An 18,319-nucleotide genomic window follows, 5' to 3' on the forward strand; every position below is an offset into this window, starting at 1 on the left:
CGGATGGAGCAGTTACGTACACTGGCTTCAGAGTACGTAGTGGACTAGCGCGGGCCAGATCGGCGAGCTGGTCGAACCACCACAGCGAGAGTTTGGTCAGGATCCGGCCCTTGTCCGGGATCTCGCTGCCGAGCACCCAGTCGTAGGCCGAGACGCGGTCGCTGGCGACCATGACGAGATCGCCGGCCTCGTTCCGGTAGAGATCGCGCACCTTCCCGGTGTGCAGGTGCACAAGTCCCGGCACCGGCACGGGCTCGGGCTTCTCAACGAATCCTGGCACAGTGCCTCCTGGCTAACTTGGGGTGGATGAGCCGCGCCGAACCATTGTCACGCAGGCCGGTGTCCGTTTCGTCGCGGGGGCGCGAGGTGCCGTCAGTCGCGTTTGCAGATGCGGTCCAGGAGGTTCGCGGTGGCCCGCTGGATACGCGCGTCCGTGTGCCCGGGGCGGCTCAGGGCGGGTGACCACGCGAAGGTTCCCGACGCGAACACCCAGGCTCCGCTCGGCGCCCGGTACAGCGACGTCTCCTGGTGGCGGCGGGCGCCCGACTCGTCGCGGTACGGCGAGGGGGCGAGGAGGACGCGGCTGAGCGAGTCGGGCAGCGGCGTGCGGGGGTGGTAACGGTCGGCCTCGCCCGCGACGAGGCCGGGTACTTCGTCGCCCTCCCGGGCGCCGGTCGCCTCCCACAGCCAGTGCCCCGCGTTGCGCACGATCAGCGGGTGCGGGCGCGGGACGCGGCCGGCGTACTGGACGCCGAGGAGGAGCTGTTCGGGCCGGCCCTGCTCGCGCCAGAGGACGGCGCGGCCGGGGCCCTGGCGTTTGCGGCAGCTCAGCAGCCGGTCCTCGTCGCCGGAGGGCAGCGGGCCGAGCGACACCTGCCAGTACATGCTGTTGGCGGAGAGGAAGACCAGGGAGGTGCCCGCGTCCCTGGCCTCCTCGACGGCGGTGCGCATCGGCACCGACCAGTACTCGTCGTGGCCGCAGAAGATCAGGCCCCGGTAGCGGGAGGGCACGACGCGTCCGGCGTGCAGGTCGCGGGCCGTGGTGTACGCGAGGTCGTACCCGTACCGCTCGGCCCAGCGGATGAAGTCGTAGGCGTGCCCGGCGTGCAGGGGCAGCCCCGAGCCGGCGTAGGGGCGGTCGAACGAGACGGTGACGGCGGCGTCCCGCTCGCCCAGCAGGCGGCCGACGCCGTCCCACGCGTGGTAGAGGCTGGCGCCGCTGCGGCCGTCCTCGGGGAAGAGGTTGTACGCCTGCCAGGTGATGTCGGGCAGGACGAGCAGCAGGTCGGCGGGGCGGTCGTCCCGGACGGTGAACGGAATGTGCGACCTGAACTCGCCGTCCGCCGTGGTGAGGACGGCGACATGCGCGCCTGGCTGCCAGTCGTCGGGCACCTGGAGGCGCCAGGAGAGCCACCAGTGGTGGCAGGAGACGGTGCGGCCGGCGATCAGCGGGGGCGGCTGGCGGATGCCCATCAGCTTCGGGCTGCGCAGGAGCAACTGGGCGCCGTCGTTGTCGAAGTGGCCGATCCGGTAGATGTCGATGGTGAACTCGCCCGGCGGGTCCACCGTCACGCGGAAGTCCAGCGGCCGGCCGGGCGCGACGACTCCGTCGTCGGCGGCGAATCCCTTGATCTGGCACTGGAAGTCGTCGGCGGTGCGGGGCCCCGCCGGGCGGCGGGCCGACCCCCGGGTGGCCTGGGCGGGCAGGGCGGCGGGGCCGCTGCCGGAGAGATGCCCCTCACCCGCCCGGAGCCAGGGCAGCGGTCCCTGGCCGAACGGGTCGGAGACCGGATGCGTGAACGCGCCCGACTCCCAGCGTCGGATGCGCTCCGTGCTTTCTCTCAAGCTCCCCTCCCTGCGCCTCCGGACAGTGAATGCCGGAACCCAGCACATCACATATGGCAAGCGGGCGATCACCGCTCGTCGCGGGAACGGCGGGAGGTGATGGCCTGATACTGGCGCCGGGGGCGAAGTGTGTCGAGTACCCGTGAAGGGGAAATGTCGCGCCCGCCTTGTCCGTTCGGCGTGCGCGCGCCGTCGCGTCAGACGAGGCGCACCGGCTTGTCGGGGCGGACCCCGGCATGGGCGAGCCAGTCCAGCAGCGGCGCCGGGTCGCCGTCGTCGACGAGGCTGTGGACGGGCGCCGACAGGCCGTCGTGGCGCCGGCCGTCGAGGAGGAGCACCGGGCCGTCCAGCCAGTCGAGCCCCGGGGCCGCGTTCGACGTGTCGGCGGCGGCGCAGCAGACGGCGGCGGCGACGTGTTCGAGGAGCAGGTCGCGGTCGCTGCGCGGCGCCTGCAGCGGGAGCGGTATCGGGAGCGGCGCGCCGCCGGGCGGGCCCGCCGGCTGGGCGACGGGCGGGGCCTCGGCCCGCGCGGCGTCGGCGCCGAGGCGGGCGGCCAGCGCGTCCGTGCCGTCCGCGACGGCGGCTGCGTCCACCAGGCCCTTCAGGGCGCGGTCCAGGGTCGGGGTCTCGGCGGCGTCCAGCACGGTGAAGAGGCGGGCCGCGCGGTCGCGCCAGACGCGGTCCACGACCTCCTCGGGGTACGCGGCCCAGTCGACGGGCGCCCACGCGGCGCCGGGACCGGAGGGGATGCCGTGGAAGAGGCGGGCGGCGAGCAGCGAGATCTCCTCGTCCACCGCGCCGGGCTCCTCCAGCAGGTCGCAGGCGGGGCGCTCGGCCAGCCGGGCGGTGAAGCCCTCGGCGAGCCGGTCGCGGCGGGACAGCTCGGTGAGCGCGGCGGCGGCGCCCGCGTCCAGCCGTCTGGGCCAGCGGCCGATGCGCCAGGCCGGCAGCGCCACCCGGGTCAGCAGCCGGTCCCAGCCCGCGTAGGCGAGGCCGACCTGCTCCTGCGCGACGATCCGCAGCCCCTGGTCGACGCTCTGGGCGCGGGCCGAGGCCGCGGCGGCGACCCCGCGTTCCATCTCGGTGCTGTGGCCGGCCGCGGCCCCGAGCATGATCCGGGCGACGCGGGCGGACAGGGCGAGCAGCGGGCGGCGGAACGGCGAGGTGCCGGCGGCGAGACCTATGCAGGCGTCCCAGGAGCGCAGGCAGCGGCGGGCCGAGGCGATGTCGGGGTGGGCGGAGGGCCCGGTGCCCGCGACGACGGGCGCCAGCAGGGCGCGCAGCTCCGCCACCCGCATCCACCACAGGAACGGCGAGCCGATGACCAGCGTCGGGGCGACGGCCCCGGCCGCGCCGCCGCGGGGCGGCGGGCCCGGCGGCTCCTCCAGCCAACTGTCGCAGTCGGGGGTGAGGGCGATGGCGCTGGGCGGCGGCACGTCGAGGCGCTCCGCCAGCTCCCGTATCAGCCCGTGGAGAGCGGGCGCCGAGCGCTCGGTCACCTCGATCGTGGGGGTGACGGCGGGCCGGGCGCGGGCGATAGTCAGCCCGGCGGCGGCGGCCACGGCGCCGGTGAGGACGGCGACGGCGGCGGCGGGCCAGCGCAGGGTGGCCAGCGGGCCGCCGCTGCCGGCGAACAGGACGACGGCGAAGGCCGTGGGCAGCAGGCCCACGGCCAGCGCGTTGTTCCGCACGCGGAGCACTGCCAGGGCGTGATCCTGCGCGGAGTGTGTGCGGTCGCGCGACGCTTCGTGCTGCACCATGCCCTGCCCTCCGCTTCGCCGAACCCCGGCCGAACCCCACGAGTGCCCACTCCGCGCGGTCCGAAAGACCGGCGGCTCTCCCACTGTGGCACCGGCCGCTGACATCGCAATGCGCGGTGAGCCGAACGCCGTAGGGCGGGGCGGCAGCTGCCTCTTATACACCACCCCGCGCACACGAGACCGGGTCAAACACCGTATGCCGTCTTCTTCTTGAAAAAACAAGCTAGCGCGTGCACGTCAGCCGCTCAGCCCCACGGTCACTCGATGGTGGGGCTTTGGGGAGAGGAGGGAACCGCGCCGGCGGCCCGCGCGGCGATGTCCGTGCGGTGGTGCGACCCGGCCAGCCGGACGCGGGCGACGGAACGGTAGGCCAGCGCCCTGGCCTGCGCGAGGTCCGGTCCGGTGGCGGTCACGGACAGCACCCGGCCGCCCGCGCTGACGACGCGGCCGTCGGCGTCGAGCGCCGTCCCGGCGTGCAGGACGTACGCCTCGGGGCCGTCGTGGGCGGCCACGTCGTCGAGGCCCTCGATCGGGTCACCGGCGCGCGGCGCCTCGGGGTATCCCCCGGCGGCGATCACGACCGTGACGGCCGCGCCGTCGCTCCAGCGCAGCGGCGGGAAGTCCGCCAGTTCCCCGGTGGCCGCGGCGTGCAGCAGCCCGGCCAGCGGCGTGCGCAGGCGGGCCAGCACGACCTGGGTCTCCGGGTCGCCGAACCTGGCGTTGAACTCCACGACCCGCACGCCGCGCGAGGTGAGGGCGAGCCCGGCGTAGAGCAGCCCGGAGAACGGGGTGCCGCGCCGGCGCATCTCCTCGACGGTGGGCCGCAGGACGGTCTCCATCACCTCGTCGGTGAGCTTGGGGTCGGCCCACGGCAGCGGCGAGTACGCGCCCATGCCGCCGGTGTTGGGGCCGGCGTCGCCGTCGAGGGCCCGTTTGAAGTCCTGGGCGGGCTGGAGCGGTACGACGGTCACGCCGTCGGTGACCGCGAAGAGGGAGACCTCGGGCCCGTCGAGGTACTCCTCGATGACCACCCGGTCACAGGCGCGGGCGTGTGCGCGGGCGCTTTCGAGGTCGTCGGTCACCACGACGCCCTTGCCCGCGGCGAGGCCGTCGTCCTTCACCACGTACGGCGGGCCGAAGGCGTCCAGCGCCTCGTCGGCCTCCTCGGGGGTGACGCAGACGTAGGAGCGGGCGGTCGGCACGCCCGCGGCGGCCATGACCTCCTTCGCGAACGCCTTGCTGCCCTCCAGTCGGGCGGCGTCGCCGGACGGGCCGAAGACCGGGATCCCGGCGGCGCGCACCGCGTCGGCGATGCCCGCCACCAGCGGGGCCTCCGGGCCGACGACGACCAGGTCGGCGCCGAGCCGGCCGGCCAGCGCGGCGACGGCCGCGCCGTCGAGCGCGTCGACCTCGTGCCGGGTCGCCACGGCGGCGATTCCGGCGTTGCCGGGGGCGCAGTGCAGCTCACTGACGGCCGGGTCGCTGATCAGTGCGTGGCACAGGGCGTGTTCGCGGGCGCCGCCGCCGATGACAAGAATCCTCACGCGGGGCAGCCTAACGGCGGCGCTCGGCGGCCCACTCTTTCGGGTGAGGGGGTGGGGCCCGGGGCGGTCGGCCCGCCGCCGGTTCGTGCCGGTTCCGCCCGGGTCGGCGCGGAACGGGCGGAGCGGGGAGCGGTGCCGGAAACGGTAAGAAATGCGCTTATGCCCCCTGATCAGTTCGAGACACACGAGGAGTCCGAGGGCGTCGGCCGGAACGGCGGGACCGCCGGTAACGCTGCGAGCGCCGACGACGCCGGGGCGGCCCGGCTGGCGCAGCTCTACACCTGGGCGGAGGCGGAGGCGCTGCGGACCGTCGAGTGGTACTTCGCGGACCGGCTGTGGAAACGGCGGGCGGCCCGGCTGCTGCGGTCCGGGACGGTGGCGGGCGTGGCGGGCGGCGTCGCGCTGCCGCTGTTCGGCTCCGGTCTCGAACGCTGGGCCTGCCTCGCGCTGCTGGGCGCGGCGTTCTGCCTCGGCTGCGACCGGTACCTCGGGCTGACGTCGGGGTGGATGCGGGACGTGGCGACCGCGCAGGCGGTGGGGCGGCGGCTGACGGCGCTGCGCTACGACTGGGCGGCGGAGGACGTGCGGGAGCCGGAGGGCCCGCCGGGCGAGGCGGCGGAGCGGCGGCTGGCGGTGCTGCGGCGGTTCTCCGAGGACGTCACCGAGTTGGTGCGGACGGAAACGGCCGCGTGGATGCGGGAGTTCGGCGGGAACGCGGTCCCGGCGGCGGACCGGGCGCCGGGCGGGCCGGGGGCCGTGGAGGGCGAGCAGCCGCGCAGGCACCGTTACCCCGGCTTCTCCGGCGAGTTCGCCATGCGGCCGAGCATGCCGCGCCAGCGCCCCGGCGAGCCGCCCCGGCCGTGAACCGGTGGTGAACCGGTCGTGAACCGGGGCGGGGGCGGCTAGCTGAAGACGATCATCGAGCCCTGGGCGAGGCTGCGGGTGGCCGCCGCGTGGAGGCCGAGCCAGACGTGGCGCTCCTGGGCGAACGGACCGTCTCCGTAGCCCCGCAGCGCGGCGGGGGGTGGCGCGGGTCGATGTCCAGGACCGGGGCGACCAGCTCCAGTTCGCGCAGCAGCCCATGGCTGGAGCCCAGCGGGCCGCCGCCGGACAGCAGCGACTCGTTGACCAGCGGACGCGGGAAGTCCACCGGGACGTAGGCGCCCGCGTGGTCGAAGTGCCAGACGAGGTGCGCTCCTTGGGCGTTCGCCTCGAACATCTCCAGCAACTGCTGGTAGTCGCCGTCCAGTTCTTCGGCAGGCGTCACGGGCAGCCCGCTGAGCTGGAGCAGGTACGCCCGGCGCAGCAGGTGGAGCGCGGCGTAGTCGAAGCCGGCGACCGGGGCGACGGCTCCCGATGTGCCGGGGACGTACCCGTGGACCGGCACCGGGGGCAGTCCGGCCTCGGCCAGGGCCCGGTCGTACTCGGCGAGTTCTTCCGCGAAGGGGTTGTCGGGGCTGTGGCACAGCACATCGACGAGGGGGACCAGCCACAGGTCACAGGCCACGAAGCGGCTCTCTCTCGGCGCTTGGTCGGACGTTCGGCAACTGCCAGCCTAGTCGGCGAGTTGCACGGCGAGGGCCAGCGCGTGGGTGCGGTGGGCGCGGAGCAGCCGGTCGGCCTCGGCGGTGTCCCGGCGTTCGACGGCGTCGGCCAGTTCCAGGTGGCCCGCCCACAACCGCCCGGCCAGAGCGGTCGGTTGGCGGCGCAGGTGCGGCACGGCGAACGCCCAGCAGGCGACGCGCAGCCGGTCGAGGAACTCCCCGATGTGCGGGTTGCCGAGCAGCGCGTCCAGCTCGCGCCAGAAGCGGAGGTCGTAGGCGACGAGGATGTCCAGATCGCCGGCCAGGGCGGCCTGGCGGGCGGCGGCGGCGCGGCGGCGGATGGAGGTGAACGCCTCCGGGACCGCCTCGCGCAGGCTTAACGCCGGGTTCCCGTGCAGGATTCCGTCGCTGACGAGGGTCTGGGCCTCGATCATGTACCGGAAGTCGGCCAGCGAGAACCGCCTGATGCGGAAGCCGCGGTGCTGTTCCACCTCCAGCAGCCCCTGCGCCGACAGATCGACGAGGGCTTCGCGCACCGGGGTCGCGGAGACGCCGTACTGCTCGGCGATCTCGCGGACGGTGAACTCCCCCCCGGGGGCGAGCCGCCCGGCCAGGATCTCTTCCCGCAGGGCGTCGGCGAGCTGCTCGCGCAAGGTGCTGCGTTGAATCACGGCAGCACAGCCTACAGACGCCCCCGATGATTGACAGAATGCTGTCTAAGCGACAGAATCCTGTCATCGACATCGCCACCAGGAGGCACCGTGCGCACCACCCCCAAGTCCCCCGACTCCCGGCCCACCGTTCATCTGGCCGTCTACGACACGCTCGCCGACTGGGAGACCGGCCACGCCGTCGCCGAGCTGGCCCGGCGCGGGTACCGGGTGCTGGCCGTGGGCCCGACCACCGAGCCGGTCACCACCGTCGGCGGGCTGCGCTGGCTGCCCGACCTCGCCCTGGCCGACCTGCGGCCCGAGGACAGCGCGATGCTGATCCTGCCCGGCGCGGACCTGTGGATGACCGGGACGGCGCTGACGCCGTTCGCCCGCGCCGCGCGCGACTTCCTCGCGGCCGGTGTGCCGGTGGCCGCGATCTGCGGCGCGACGGTCGGGCTGGCCCGCGAGGGCCTGCTCGACGACCGCGCGCACACCGGCGCGGCGGCGCAGGTGCTGGCGCTCAGCGGTTACGCGGGCGGCGCGCTGTACCGGGAGGCCGACGCGGTCACCGACCGGGACGTCGTCACGGCCGGGCCGACCGACCCCGAGGCGTTCGCCCGGGAGATCTTCGCGCGGCTCGGCGTCTTCGGACCGGAGGTGCTGGACGCCTGGTTCCGCCTGTTCGCGCACTCGGACGCGTCGGCGTACGAGACCGTGGCGGCGGCCGGATGAGCGGCGACACCCACCGGCGCCAGGAGCTGCTGTCCGGCACCGCGCTGACCGCCTTCCGGCTCAACGGGCAGTTCCTGTCCGTGGCCGAGCGGCTGGCGCGGCCCGCCGGGCTGACGGCCGCGTGGTGGCAGGTGCTGGGCGCGGTGCTCGACGAGCCGCTGCCGGTGGCGGGCATCGCGCGGGTCATGGGCATCACCCGGCAGAGCGTGCAGCGCGTCGCCGACCTCCTCGTGGCACGCGGCCTGGCGGCGTACGAGCCCAACCCGGCCCACCGCAGGGCCAAGCTGGTCACCCCCACCGCCGAGGGCCGGGCCGCGATCCGGCGCATCGGCCCCGGGCACGCGGAGTTCGCCGCCCGGCTGGCGGAAGCGCTGGGCGGGGAGCGGGAGTTCACCGAGGCGCTGGACGCGCTGACGCGGCTGTCGGACGCGCTGGACCGGCTCGACGGCGGCGGGACGGTCACCGGAACGGCCTCCCCCCGAAGCGCCCGGTGACCCGCATAGGCTGCCGGGGCGTTCACCTCTATCCTCGGTGAGGCAACCAACGACACATCGGGGGAGCTGCTCCACATGGACCGGCTGATGCCAGACGACCCGCGCCGGATCGGTCAGTACCGCCTGCTCGGAAGGCTCGGGGAAGGGGGGATGGGGCAGGTCTTCCTGGCCCGCTCCGAGCGCGGACGCACCGTGGCCGTGAAGACGATCCGCCGCGAGCTGGCCCAGGAGCACGACTTCCGGCGCCGGTTCGCGCTGGAGATCACCGCGGCCCGCCGGGTGGGGGGCCGGTGGACCGCGCCCGTTCTCGACGCCGACACCGAGGCGGCCACGCCCTGGGTGGCCACCGGTTACATCGCGGGACCCTCGCTGCACGAGGTGGTCGGCCGCGACTTCGGCCCGCTGCCCGAGCGCAGCGTGCTGCTCCTGGCCAACGGCCTGGCCCACGCGCTGCGCGACATCCACGGCGCCGGCCTGGTCCACCGGGACCTGAAGCCGTCCAACGTGCTGGTCACCATCGACGGGCCGCGCGTCATCGACTTCGGCATCGCCCGCGCCCTGGAGTCCACCGGCGAGTCCGTGACCAGGACCGGCGCCACGGTCGGCTCCCCCGGCTTCATGTCCCCCGAGCAGGTGCGCGGCCAGCGGCTGACCCCCGCCAGCGACATCTTCTGCCTCGGCTCGCTGCTCGCCTACGCGGCGACCGGCCGCACCCCGTTCGGCGCGCTCGACTCCGGCGTGCACATCCTCATGTTCCGCATAGCCGAGGAGACGCCGGACCTGACGGAAGTCCCGGAGAACCTGCGCCGTCTCATATCCGGCTGTCTCGCCAAGGAACCCGAGCGCCGCACCACCGTCGAGGAACTGCTCGCCGCCACCGGGCCCGACGGCTCCCGCGAACCCTGGCTGCCCGGCGAACCCGTCGCCCAGCTCGGCCGCCACGCCATCGAGCTGCTCGACTCCGAGAACCCCGAGAGCCGCACCGACACCCCCGCCGTCAAGGCGCCGTAGGGGAGTAGGTTGGTATGAATTGAATGGCGGTGGGGCACCTGTAGTAGGCGTTGGCCTCTGCTTAGGCTGCGTGAGGAGGGAAAGAGAGACAGGCCCCCTCCCGGCGTAACTCGGGGGGCTATATGGAGATGTCGCCCTACGCCTCGCAGCCCCTCCCCCAGCAGCGCCGCTCCCGCCGCACGCCCGTCGCCATCGCCGCGGTCTCGGCGCTGGCGGTGCTGACGGTCGTCGGTGTGGTCATCACCCAGCAGTCGGCCGGCTCGGACGACTCCGCCATCGACGAGGCGTACCTCGGCGCGTGGCAGGGCGAGTACACCAACGAGAGCGACGAGGTGAAGGAGCTGCGGTTCGAGATCCACCAGGGCGGCGAGGGCGACATCATCGGCACCGCCATGACCCTCACCGCCACCACGCTGTGCGCCTACCAGATGGAACTGGACTCCTTCGGCGGCGAACTGGCGTTCACCGAGCAGTCCGACTGGGCGATTCCCGAGGACCAGGCCGACGAGTCCTGCCGCGACAACAGCACCATCCAGACCCTGCGCCTGTCCGAGGACGGCTCCTCGATGGAGTGGCGCTACAGCAGCCAGAGCGCGACGCTCACCTCGGCCCCGCGCAGCGGCACCGCCGACGTGCCCGAGACGCTGGTGGGCGAGTGGCGCGACGAGGGCACGAACGACGACGACGAGGACATCGAGGACATCATCACCATCAGCCAGGGCTCGATCGGTGACGCCGTCCTGCGCTACGCCAGGTCCGTGGACGGCGAGCCCACCTGCGTCTGGGAGAATCGCCTCGTCAAGGTGGAGGGCAGGGAGATCACCCTCGGCCCCGACGTCGTGGTCGAGAACCCGGGGGACGAGACATGTCACGCCTACGCGAGCTTCCGGCTGTGGAGCGAGGAGGGTGACGACGACACCATCCGGCTGCTGTGGCTCGACGACCTGGACGCCGACCCGGCCGAGATCGACCGCAACGACTAGGTAAGCCCCAGGTCACAAGTACGGCACGGGACCCAACCTCGCGACAGGACCGGGAACCGATTACGGTTCGGCCTCTGTCCCCCTCATTGTGTACGGGCGCCCGTATTCTCGTGGGGCTTACCGGAGCGAAGAGGAGTACGACAGCATGAAACCGCTCGGGCCGACAGATCCCCAACGCGTGGGCCACTACAGGCTGCTGGGGAAATTGGGCGCCGGCGGAATGGGCAGTGTTTATCTCGCCCGCTCCGACCGCGGGCGCACAGTGGCCGTCAAGCTGGTCCAGCCGGAGCTCGCGGCACAGCCCGAGTTCCGCCGACGGTTCCAGCAGGAGGTCGAGGCCGCGCGCGCGGTCGGCGGCGACTGGACCGCGCCGGTCCTGGGCTGCGACACCGAGGCCGAGACGCCCTGGGTGGCCACGGGGTATGTCGCGGGACCCTCGCTGCACGAGGTCGTCGCCCAGACGTACGGCAGGCTGCCGGAACGCACCCTGCGCATCCTGGGGAACGGCCTGGTGCGGGCGCTGCGGGACATCCACGCCGCCGGGCTCGTGCACCGCGACCTCAAGCCGTCCAATGTGATGATCACCATCGACGGGCCGCGCGTCATCGACTTCGGCATCGCCCGCGCCCTGGAGGGCAGCGGTGACGGCCTGACGCGGACCGGCGCGGCCGTGGGGTCGCCCGGGTTCATGTCGCCCGAGCAGTGCCGCGGCGAGGTGCTCACGGCGGCCAGCGACATCTTCTGCCTCGGCTCGGTGCTGACCTTCGCGGCCACCGGCCGGACGCCGTTCGGTGACGCCAACACGGCGATGACCGCGCTGATGCTGCGGATCGTGCAGGGCCAGCAGGACCTGACCGAGGTGCCGGACGGCATCCGCCCGCTGATCGAGCGCTGCCTCGCGCAGCACCCGGCCGACCGCCCCAGCCTGGACGAGCTGCTGGAGCTGACCTCGTCGCCCGACGACGACGAGGAGCCGTGGCTGCCCGGCGCGCTGATCGCCAAGCTGGGCCGGCACGCCGTCGAGCTGCTCGACTCCGAGGACCCCGCCTCTTATACACATCTGACGCTGCCGACGAAGAGGATAGTGCAGAGATGGGTAGACACGGGACGAAGAGAAAGAACGACGGCGACCAAGCAAACGGTTACGGCACGCCCCCGCCGCCCGGCGCGGGCGGCTACGGCTACCCGCAGGGGGCGCCCGGCACCCCGGCGTACGGCTATCCGCAGGCCGGTACGCCCGAGGTGGCCGGTCCGTACGGGCCCGGTTACCCCGGTGGTCCCGGCCCCGGTGGTCCTGGCGGCCCCGGCGGTCCCGGCAAGAAGAAGAACCTGGCCGCGATCATCGTCGCCGCGGTCGCCGTCCTGGCGATCGGCGCGGGCGTCGCGGTCTTCGCGCTCGGCGGCGACGACTCGGACGACAAGGCGGGCAGCGGCGGCACCACGGGCCAGCCCACCGACCAGCCCACCGACCAGCCGACGGACCAGCCGACCGATCAGCCCACCGATCAGCCGACGGACCAGCCCACCGACCAGCCCACGGACCAGCCGACCGACGACCCGCAGGTCGACCCGAACGCGACGGTCGGCAGCGAGTACATCGGCGCCTGGGAGGGCCCGGTCCTCGACGAGAACGGCGACGAGGTCGGCTACTACCAGCGCATCGAGATCGAGAGCGGTTACGGCGGCGACACCGTCGCCACCCAGTGGACCGTGCTCAACAACCTCCTGTGCGAGGAGCAGGCCCAGCTCGTCTCCTCCTCCGACGGCCTGGCGCTCAGCGGCACCGGCATCACCGGCGCCTATCCCGACGGCGCCACCTGCAACCCGTACACCTCGCAGACCCTGCGGATGAACGGCGGCTCGCTGTCGTGGGCCTCGGGCCCGTGGCACGCGGAACTGACGCCCGCCGAGATGCAGCCCGACTCGGACGGCATGCCGTACGACATCCACAGCCAGACGTACGAGGGCTCGGGCTACTCGATCGAGACCGAGACCACCAGCTACGCCGGCGTGCTCGCCCTCACGTGGTCCGACGGCTCCTGCACCTGGGAGTCCCCGATGATCTCCGGCGGCCTCCAGGCGTCGTCCATCCTCGTCGGGCCCGGCAGCGTGACGTCCGGGAGCTGCGACCCGCTGCCCTCCTACGTCATGGAGTGGGAGCCGGCCGAAGACAAGGCCGAGACCATCACCTTCACGCCGTACGCCGGCGACGGTGAATCGTTCACGGTGAACCGCCAGGTCCCCTGACCAGGGACGGCGGCGAGAACGGCCGAGGGCGGGTCCGGTGCGCCGGATCCGCCCTCGGCCGTTCCCCGCTACACGAACGGGTTGATCTCGATCGTCTCGTCACGCCCCGGGCCGACGCCGATCGCGGAGATCGGCGCCCCGGAGAGGTCCTGGAGGGCGAGGACGTACGCCTGCGCGTTCTTCGGCAGATCCTCGAACGACCTGGCGTCGGACAGGCTCTCCGTCCACCCCGGCAGGTACTCGTAGACGGGCACGGCGTGGTGGAAGTCCGTCTGGCTGTAGGGCAGGTCCTCCACCCGGCGGCCGTCGATCTCGTACGCGACGCAGACCGGGATGCGCTCCCAGCCGGTGAGCACGTCGAGCTTGGTGAGGAAGAAGTCCGTCAGGCCGTTGACCCGCGTCGCGTAGCGGGCGATCACCGCGTCGAACCAGCCGCAGCGCCGGTCGCGGCCGGTCGTCACGCCGAACTCGCCGCCGATGGTGCGCAGGGCCTCGCCGTCCGCGTCGTGCAGCTCGGTGGGGAACGGGCCGGCGCCGACGCGCGTGGTGTACGCCTTCAGGATGCCGATGACGCGGGTGATCCTGGTCGGGCCGATGCCGGAGCCGGTGCAGGCGCCGCCGGCGGTGGGGTTGGAGGAGGTGACGAAGGGATAGGTGCCGTGGTCGACGTCGAGCAGGGTGCCCTGGCCGCCCTCCAGCAGCACGACCTTGCCCTCGTCCACCGCCTGGTTGAGCACCAGCGTGGTGTCGCAGACGAAGTCCTTCAACTGCTCGGCATAGCCCAGCAGTTCCTCGACCACCTGCTCGGGCGCGATCGCCCGCCGGTTGTAGAGCTTGGCGAGGACCTGGTTCTTCTGGTCGAGCGCGGCCTCGACCTTCTGCCGCAGGATCGATTCGTCGAACAGGTCCTGGACGCGGATGCCCTGCCGGTTGATCTTGTCGGCGTAGGTGGGGCCGATACCGCGTCCGGTGGTGCCGATCTTCCGCTTGCCCAGGAAGCGTTCGGAGACCTTGTCCAGCGTCTGGTGATACGGGGTGATCAGATGCGCGTTGCCGCTGAGGAGCAGCCGCGAGGTGTCCACACCCCGGTCCTGGAGCCCTTTCAGCTCGGCGAGCAGCACCTTCGGGTCGACGACGACACCGTTGCCGATCACGGGGACGCAGCCGGGGGAGAGGATTCCGGAGGGCAGCAGATGCAGCGCGTACTTCTGGTCGCCGACGACGACGGTGTGGCCGGCGTTGTTACCGCCCTGGTAGCGCACCACGTAATCCACCGAGCCGCCGAGCAGATCGGTGGCCTTGCCTTTGCCTTCATCACCCCACTGAGCGCCGAGCAGCACAAGTGCGGGCACAGGCGTACACCCCTTTCGAGCGGGGCATCTACGCAAGGGCTGCCCCGGATCGACGAAAACCCCTGGCGCGCAATCGCGACAGGGGCTCTTGCACAGAGAGCTTACGGGAGACGCAGCCGGGAGGCGAACAGTCAGGTGCTCATCGTCATCGACCCGACGGCGCGGCAGACGGACGGGGAAGCGGTGCGGATCGCCAGGGATGTCCTGTGCGCGGGGACGGGCGCGGGGGACGTCAAGGTGTGCGTGCTGGACCAACCGCAGGCGATGACACGGGTGCTGGCCCGCGCGGGTGGCCGCCGGGTGGTGATCGTCGGGGACGACGGCGCGCTGCTGCGCGCGGTGCGGCTGCTGCTGCGCAGCGGTGACCTGGGGGCCCACCCGCTGGGGCTGGTGCCGGTCGGCCCGGGCGAGACGCTGGTCGTCGCGCGGGCGCTGGGGGTGCCGACCGACGCGGTCCGGGCGTCGCGCGCGATCCTCGCGGGCGCGGTCCGCCCGGTGGACGTGCTGACGGACGACGCCGGCGGGGTGGTGCTGGGCGCGCTGGGCATCCCGGCGCCGCGCGCCCGCGCCTCGGGGCCGGCCCTGTGGTGGCGGACGGTGCACCGGCCCCGGCAGCGGCTGCGTGTGGAGGCCGACGGGCGGGTGCTGGCGGACGGGGACCGGCCGGTGGCGGGGATCTCGCTGCGGGCGGCGAACGGTCTGGCCGAGGTGGTCGTCAGCCCCGGCACGGCCGGGAACGGCGATGTGCGGGCGCGGGCGACGTCGGTGACGGTCTCGGGCCCGGCGTTCAGCTACCGGGCGGACACCGAGGACTCCGGTCCGACGCGGGCGCGGACCTGGACGGTGCGGCCGGGCGCGCTGCGGCTGGCGGTCCCCATGTGACCAGCCGCCCGGACATCAGGTCGCCGGACATCAGGTCGCCGGACATCAGGTCGCCGGGCGGCCGGAGACTGCGGCGCGGTGCTCGCGCCAGCGCTCCAGGATGCCGTGCAGCTCGGACAGCAGGAACTCCATGAACTCCTCGGTCTCCGCCACCCGCCGGCCCGCCGTGCTGGCCGGGCCGACGACGTCGATGCCCGCGCGCATGGTGGACCCCCACCGCCGCAGCACGGCGTCCCGGTTGGCGATCGACTCGTGCCAGGCGTTGGGGAGCAGCCGGTAGCGCTCGCGCCGGGAGCCGGGCTCGCGCTCCCGGGTGACCAGATGGACCTGCGCCAGATACCGCACGGCCCCGGAGATCGCGGCGGGCGAGATGCGCAACCGCTCGGCCAGCTCGGCGGAGCTGAGCGCGGCCTCGTCCGACACCAGCAGGCAGGCGAAGACCCGGGAGGCCATGCGCTGCATCCCCGCCTCGGTGAGATCGGCGGCGAAGCGCTCGACGAACGCGGCCATCGGCTCGGTGTACTTCGGCACGTCATCCTCCCACCCGGCATCTTCCCATCTCCGCCGCCGGACCTCCGCTTCCATATATTCACAAGTTTATGAACTTACAGTAGATTCGGAAGCATGACCAAGGCAAGCAACGCCATCACCGTCTCGGGCCTGGTGAAGACCTTCGGCAGGACCCGAGCCCTCGACGGCCTGGACCTTGAGGTGCGGACCGGCGAGGTGCACGGCTTCCTCGGGCCCAACGGCGCCGGGAAGTCGACCACCATCCGCGTGCTGCTCGGCCTGCTGCGGGCCGACTCCGGCACCGCCCGGCTCCTCGGCGGGGACCCCTGGTCGGACGCCGTCGAGCTGCACCGGCGGCTCGCGTACGTGCCCGGCGACGTCGAGCTGTGGCCCAACCTCACCGGCGGCGAGGCCATCGACCTGTTCGCCCGGCTGCGCGGCGGCCTGGACCGGCGGCGCCGGGACGACCTCCTGGAACGCTTCGCCCTCGACCCGGGCAAGAAGGGCCGCACCTACTCCAAGGGCAACCGGCAGAAGGTCGCCCTGGTGGCCGCCCTCGCCTCCCACGCCGAGCTGCTCCTCCTCGACGAGCCGACGGCCGGGCTCGACCCGCTGATGGAGGTCGTCTTCCAGGACGTCGTCGGGGAGGCCAAGGCCGCCGGCAAGACGGTGCTGCTCTCCAGCCACATCCTGGCCCAGGTCGAGAAGCTGGCCGACCGCGTCAGCATCATCCGGCTCGGCAGGATCGTGCAGTCCGGGACGCTCGGCGAGATGCGCCACCTGACCAGGACCACCATCGAGGCCGAGACCAAGGAGCCCGCCACCGGCCTGGACGGGCTGCCCGGCGTCCACGACCTGCGCGCCGACGACGGCAAGGTCCGTTTCACCGTGGACGGCGCCCACCTCGACGGCGCCGTCCGGCGGCTCGCCGGCTTCGGCCTGACCAGCCTCGTCAGCCACCCGCCGACGCTGGAGGAGCTGATGCTGCGCCACTACGGCGACGAACTCGACGCCCTGGAGGGCGACCACCGGCGCGCGGGAGCGGAGCGATGACGGCCGCGAGCGCCGCCACCGCCGCCGGAAGCGGCAGCCGCGCCGGACGGCACGGCGGCGCGCTGACCGGCACGGGCGCGCTCATCCGGTTCGGGCTGCGCCGGGACCGCGTCCGGCTGCCCGTCTGGATCGCCGCCCTGCTGTTCGGCACGGTCTCCTCCGTCTCCAGCTTCGAGTCGCAGTACACCACCGCCGAGGACCGGGCCTCGCTCGCCGAGACGCTCAACGGGCCGGCCGGCCTGGCCATGTCCGGGCCCGAGCACTACCTCGGCGGCGACTACGGCTACGGCGCGATGACCGGCCACCAGCTCCTCGGCTTCTTCGGCATCATGATCGGGCTGATGAGCGTCCTCACCGTCGTCCGGCACACCAGGACCGAGGAGGAGACCGGCCGCGCCGAGCTGCTGCGCTCCCACGTGGTCGGCCGCCACGCCCACCTGACCGCCGCGCTCACCCTCGCCGTCGCCGCCGACCTCCTCCTCGGACTGCTGCTGGCGGGCGCGCTGGCCGGGACGGGCCTGGCCGGCGTCACCGCCTCCGGGTCCCTGCTGTACGGCGCGGCCAGCGCCGCCATCGGCGTCACCTTCGCCGCCGTCGCGGCCGTCACGGCGCAGATCACGCCGTTCTCGCGGGGCGCCTCCGGCCTGGCCCTGGCCGCCATCGGCGCGGCGTACGCGCTGCGGGCCGTGGGCGACGTGGGGACCGGCGCGTTCTCCTGGCTCTCGCCGATCGGCTGGGCGCAGCGCACCTACGTCTACGTGGACGACCGCTGGTGGCCGCTGCTGCTCAACGTCGCGCTGACCGCCGTCTGCTCCGCCGCCGCCTACGGGCTCAGCACCCGCCGCGACGTCGGTGCCGGGCTCAGGCCGCCGCGCCCCGGCCGGCCGTCGGCCTCCGCCGCGCTCACCCGCCCGGTCGGCTTCGCGCTCCGGCTGCACCGGGGCGTGCTGACCGGGTTCGCCGCCGGGGCGCTGCTGTTCAGTCTCATGTACGGCTCGATCCTGGGCGACGCGGAGGAGCTGCTGGAGGACAACGACACGCTGCGCGAGAGCGTGGCCGCGCTCGGCGGCGACATCGTCGAGTCGTTCGCCTCCGTGATCATGAGCATCCTGGCCATCGTCGCCGCCTCGTACGTGGTGATGGCCGCGCTCCGGCCGCGCGCCGAGGAGAGCGCCGGGCGGGCCGAACCGCTGCTCGCCACCGGGCTCTCCCGCGTCCGGTGGGCCGGCAGCCATCTGGTGGTCGCGCTGACCGGCGGCACGCTGATCATGCTGGCCGCCGGGCTCGGCTTCGGGCTCTCCGGCGCGGCCTCCGCCGACGACGGCGATCTGGTGATGAAGCTGACCGGCGCCTCCCTGGCCTACGCGCCCGCGCTGTGGGTCACGGGCGGGGTGGCGGTGGCGCTCTTCGGCTGGTTCCCGCGCGCCTCGGCGGCTGCGTGGATCGTTCCGGCGTACGCGTTCGTCGTGGTCTACCTCGGCGAGCTGACCGACATGCCGGACGCGCTGAGCAACCTCTCCCCGATCGGCCATGTGCCGCAGGTGCCCGCCGCCGGTCTGGAGTGGACGCCGCTGCTGGTGCTGACCGCGCTGGCCGCGGCCCTGATCGCCTGCGGGCTGGCGGGCTTCCGGCGGCGTGACCTGGAGTCGAAGTGACGGGCGCGGCCCGGAGCTGAACGCGCGTCAGCCGGCCCGGCCCCCGCCTTCCCG

At 73.5% G+C, this 18,319-nt stretch carries 14 protein-coding genes and 4 pseudogenes; 10 read left to right on the forward strand and 8 right to left on the reverse strand.

All coding sequences use genetic code 11. The features are described 5' to 3' along the window. Positions 1–51: 51 nt before the first annotated feature. The 4 genes and pseudogenes from BN2279_RS31495 to purD form a co-directional block, all read right to left on the reverse strand. Positions 52–280, reverse strand: a pseudogene (locus tag BN2279_RS31495) (phosphoribosylaminoimidazolesuccinocarboxamide synthase); the annotation flags it as partial. A 92-nt stretch (positions 281–372) separates the two neighbouring features. After that, complete coding sequence (locus tag BN2279_RS14785; protein ID WP_059009757.1) at positions 373–1,845, reverse strand: N,N-dimethylformamidase beta subunit family domain-containing protein; 1,473 nt, start codon at positions 1,843–1,845, stop codon at positions 373–375. A 197-nt stretch (positions 1,846–2,042) separates the two neighbouring features. Further along, positions 2,043–3,605 carry a M48 family metalloprotease gene (locus BN2279_RS14790; protein ID WP_059009759.1) on the reverse strand — a complete coding sequence of 521 codons (1,563 nt, stop codon included), beginning with the start codon at positions 3,603–3,605 and terminating at the stop codon, positions 2,043–2,045. Between the two features lie 257 nt (positions 3,606–3,862). Next, positions 3,863–5,149: a phosphoribosylamine--glycine ligase gene (gene purD / locus BN2279_RS14795; RefSeq protein ID WP_059009761.1), complete on the reverse strand. Its 1,287-nt coding sequence runs from the start codon at positions 5,147–5,149 to the stop codon at positions 3,863–3,865. A gap of 159 nt (positions 5,150–5,308) precedes the next feature. Here purD and BN2279_RS14800 point away from each other — a divergent pair, with 159 nt between their 5' ends. Further along, positions 5,309–6,013 (forward strand): SLATT domain-containing protein, encoded by a 705-nt coding sequence (locus BN2279_RS14800; protein WP_059009763.1) that lies wholly within the window; start codon positions 5,309–5,311, stop codon positions 6,011–6,013. Positions 6,014–6,051: 38 nt separating this feature from the next. Here BN2279_RS14800 and BN2279_RS14805 read toward each other — a convergent pair. After that, a pseudogene (locus tag BN2279_RS14805) lies at positions 6,052–6,656 on the reverse strand (hypothetical protein). 48 nt (positions 6,657–6,704) lie between these two features. Then, the gene (locus BN2279_RS14810; protein ID WP_059009765.1) at positions 6,705–7,364 is read right to left on the reverse strand and encodes a GntR family transcriptional regulator; all 660 of its coding nucleotides are present in this window, start codon (positions 7,362–7,364) and stop codon (positions 6,705–6,707) included. A 90-nt stretch (positions 7,365–7,454) separates the two neighbouring features. Here BN2279_RS14810 and BN2279_RS14815 point away from each other — a divergent pair, with 90 nt between their 5' ends. From BN2279_RS14815 to BN2279_RS31060, 6 genes and pseudogenes are all read left to right on the forward strand, one after another. Beyond that, positions 7,455–8,078, forward strand: coding sequence for a DJ-1/PfpI family protein (locus BN2279_RS14815; protein WP_059009767.1), 624 nt, complete (start codon positions 7,455–7,457; stop codon positions 8,076–8,078). Then, entirely contained in the window at positions 8,075–8,572 is a 498-nt protein-coding gene (locus tag BN2279_RS14820; RefSeq protein WP_059009768.1) for a MarR family winged helix-turn-helix transcriptional regulator, read from the forward strand. The genes BN2279_RS14815 and BN2279_RS14820 overlap by 4 nt, the downstream gene beginning before the upstream one ends. Before the next feature lie 75 nt (positions 8,573–8,647). Then, a pseudogene (locus BN2279_RS14825) lies at positions 8,648–9,550 on the forward strand (serine/threonine-protein kinase); the annotation flags it as partial. A gap of 161 nt (positions 9,551–9,711) precedes the next feature. Continuing rightward, on the forward strand, positions 9,712–10,566 hold the full coding sequence (locus BN2279_RS14830; protein ID WP_059009770.1) for a hypothetical protein: 855 nt from the start codon (positions 9,712–9,714) through the stop codon (positions 10,564–10,566). 145 nt (positions 10,567–10,711) lie between these two features. Continuing rightward, positions 10,712–11,611, forward strand: a pseudogene (locus BN2279_RS31055) (serine/threonine-protein kinase); the annotation flags it as partial. Positions 11,612–11,658: 47 nt separating this feature from the next. Beyond that, positions 11,659–12,813 (forward strand): PT domain-containing protein, encoded by a 1,155-nt coding sequence (locus BN2279_RS31060; protein ID WP_059009774.1) that lies wholly within the window; start codon positions 11,659–11,661, stop codon positions 12,811–12,813. A gap of 68 nt (positions 12,814–12,881) precedes the next feature. Here the strand turns inward: BN2279_RS31060 and BN2279_RS14845 are convergent, their stop codons facing one another. Further along, on the reverse strand, positions 12,882–14,165 hold the full coding sequence (locus BN2279_RS14845) for an adenylosuccinate synthase (RefSeq protein ID WP_059009775.1): 1,284 nt from the start codon (positions 14,163–14,165) through the stop codon (positions 12,882–12,884). A 135-nt stretch (positions 14,166–14,300) separates the two neighbouring features. Between BN2279_RS14845 and BN2279_RS14850 the strand changes: the two genes are divergently transcribed. Continuing rightward, positions 14,301–15,047, forward strand: a complete 747-nt coding sequence (locus tag BN2279_RS14850; RefSeq protein ID WP_324612836.1) for a diacylglycerol kinase family protein — start codon at positions 14,301–14,303, stop codon at positions 15,045–15,047. Positions 15,048–15,092: 45 nt separating this feature from the next. Here the strand turns inward: BN2279_RS14850 and BN2279_RS14855 are convergent, their stop codons facing one another. Next, positions 15,093–15,578 carry a GbsR/MarR family transcriptional regulator gene (locus BN2279_RS14855; protein ID WP_407702252.1) on the reverse strand — a complete coding sequence of 162 codons (486 nt, stop codon included), beginning with the start codon at positions 15,576–15,578 and terminating at the stop codon, positions 15,093–15,095. Between the two features lie 93 nt (positions 15,579–15,671). On the opposite strand from BN2279_RS14855, the gene BN2279_RS14860 reads away from it, so the two are divergent. Further along, complete coding sequence (locus BN2279_RS14860) at positions 15,672–16,610, forward strand: ABC transporter ATP-binding protein (RefSeq protein WP_059009777.1); 939 nt, start codon at positions 15,672–15,674, stop codon at positions 16,608–16,610. After that, positions 16,607–18,265, forward strand: coding sequence for an ABC transporter permease (locus BN2279_RS14865; protein ID WP_059009780.1), 1,659 nt, complete (start codon positions 16,607–16,609; stop codon positions 18,263–18,265). Before BN2279_RS14860 ends, BN2279_RS14865 begins: the two co-directional genes overlap by 4 nt. The last annotated feature ends 54 nt before the right edge of the window (positions 18,266–18,319 follow it).

The sequence above is a fragment of the Streptomyces specialis genome (assembly GCF_001493375.1).
In the GTDB taxonomy this organism is placed as follows: Bacteria; Actinomycetota; Actinomycetes; order Streptomycetales; family Streptomycetaceae; genus Streptomyces; species Streptomyces specialis.

Coding starts and splice junctions, on each gene's coding strand:
- BN2279_RS14790 (WP_059009759.1), bottom strand. CDS start 3,605: ATGGTGCAGCACGAAGCGTCGCGCGACCGCACACACTCCGCGCAGGAT.
- BN2279_RS14800 (WP_059009763.1), top strand. CDS start 5,309: ATGCCCCCTGATCAGTTCGAGACACACGAGGAGTCCGAGGGCGTCGGC.
- BN2279_RS14820 (WP_059009768.1), top strand. CDS start 8,075: ATGAGCGGCGACACCCACCGGCGCCAGGAGCTGCTGTCCGGCACCGCG.
- BN2279_RS14830 (WP_059009770.1), top strand. CDS start 9,712: ATGTCGCCCTACGCCTCGCAGCCCCTCCCCCAGCAGCGCCGCTCCCGC.
- BN2279_RS31060 (WP_059009774.1), top strand. CDS start 11,659: ATGGGTAGACACGGGACGAAGAGAAAGAACGACGGCGACCAAGCAAAC.
- BN2279_RS14860 (WP_059009777.1), top strand. CDS start 15,672: ATGACCAAGGCAAGCAACGCCATCACCGTCTCGGGCCTGGTGAAGACC.
- BN2279_RS14865 (WP_059009780.1), top strand. CDS start 16,607: ATGACGGCCGCGAGCGCCGCCACCGCCGCCGGAAGCGGCAGCCGCGCC.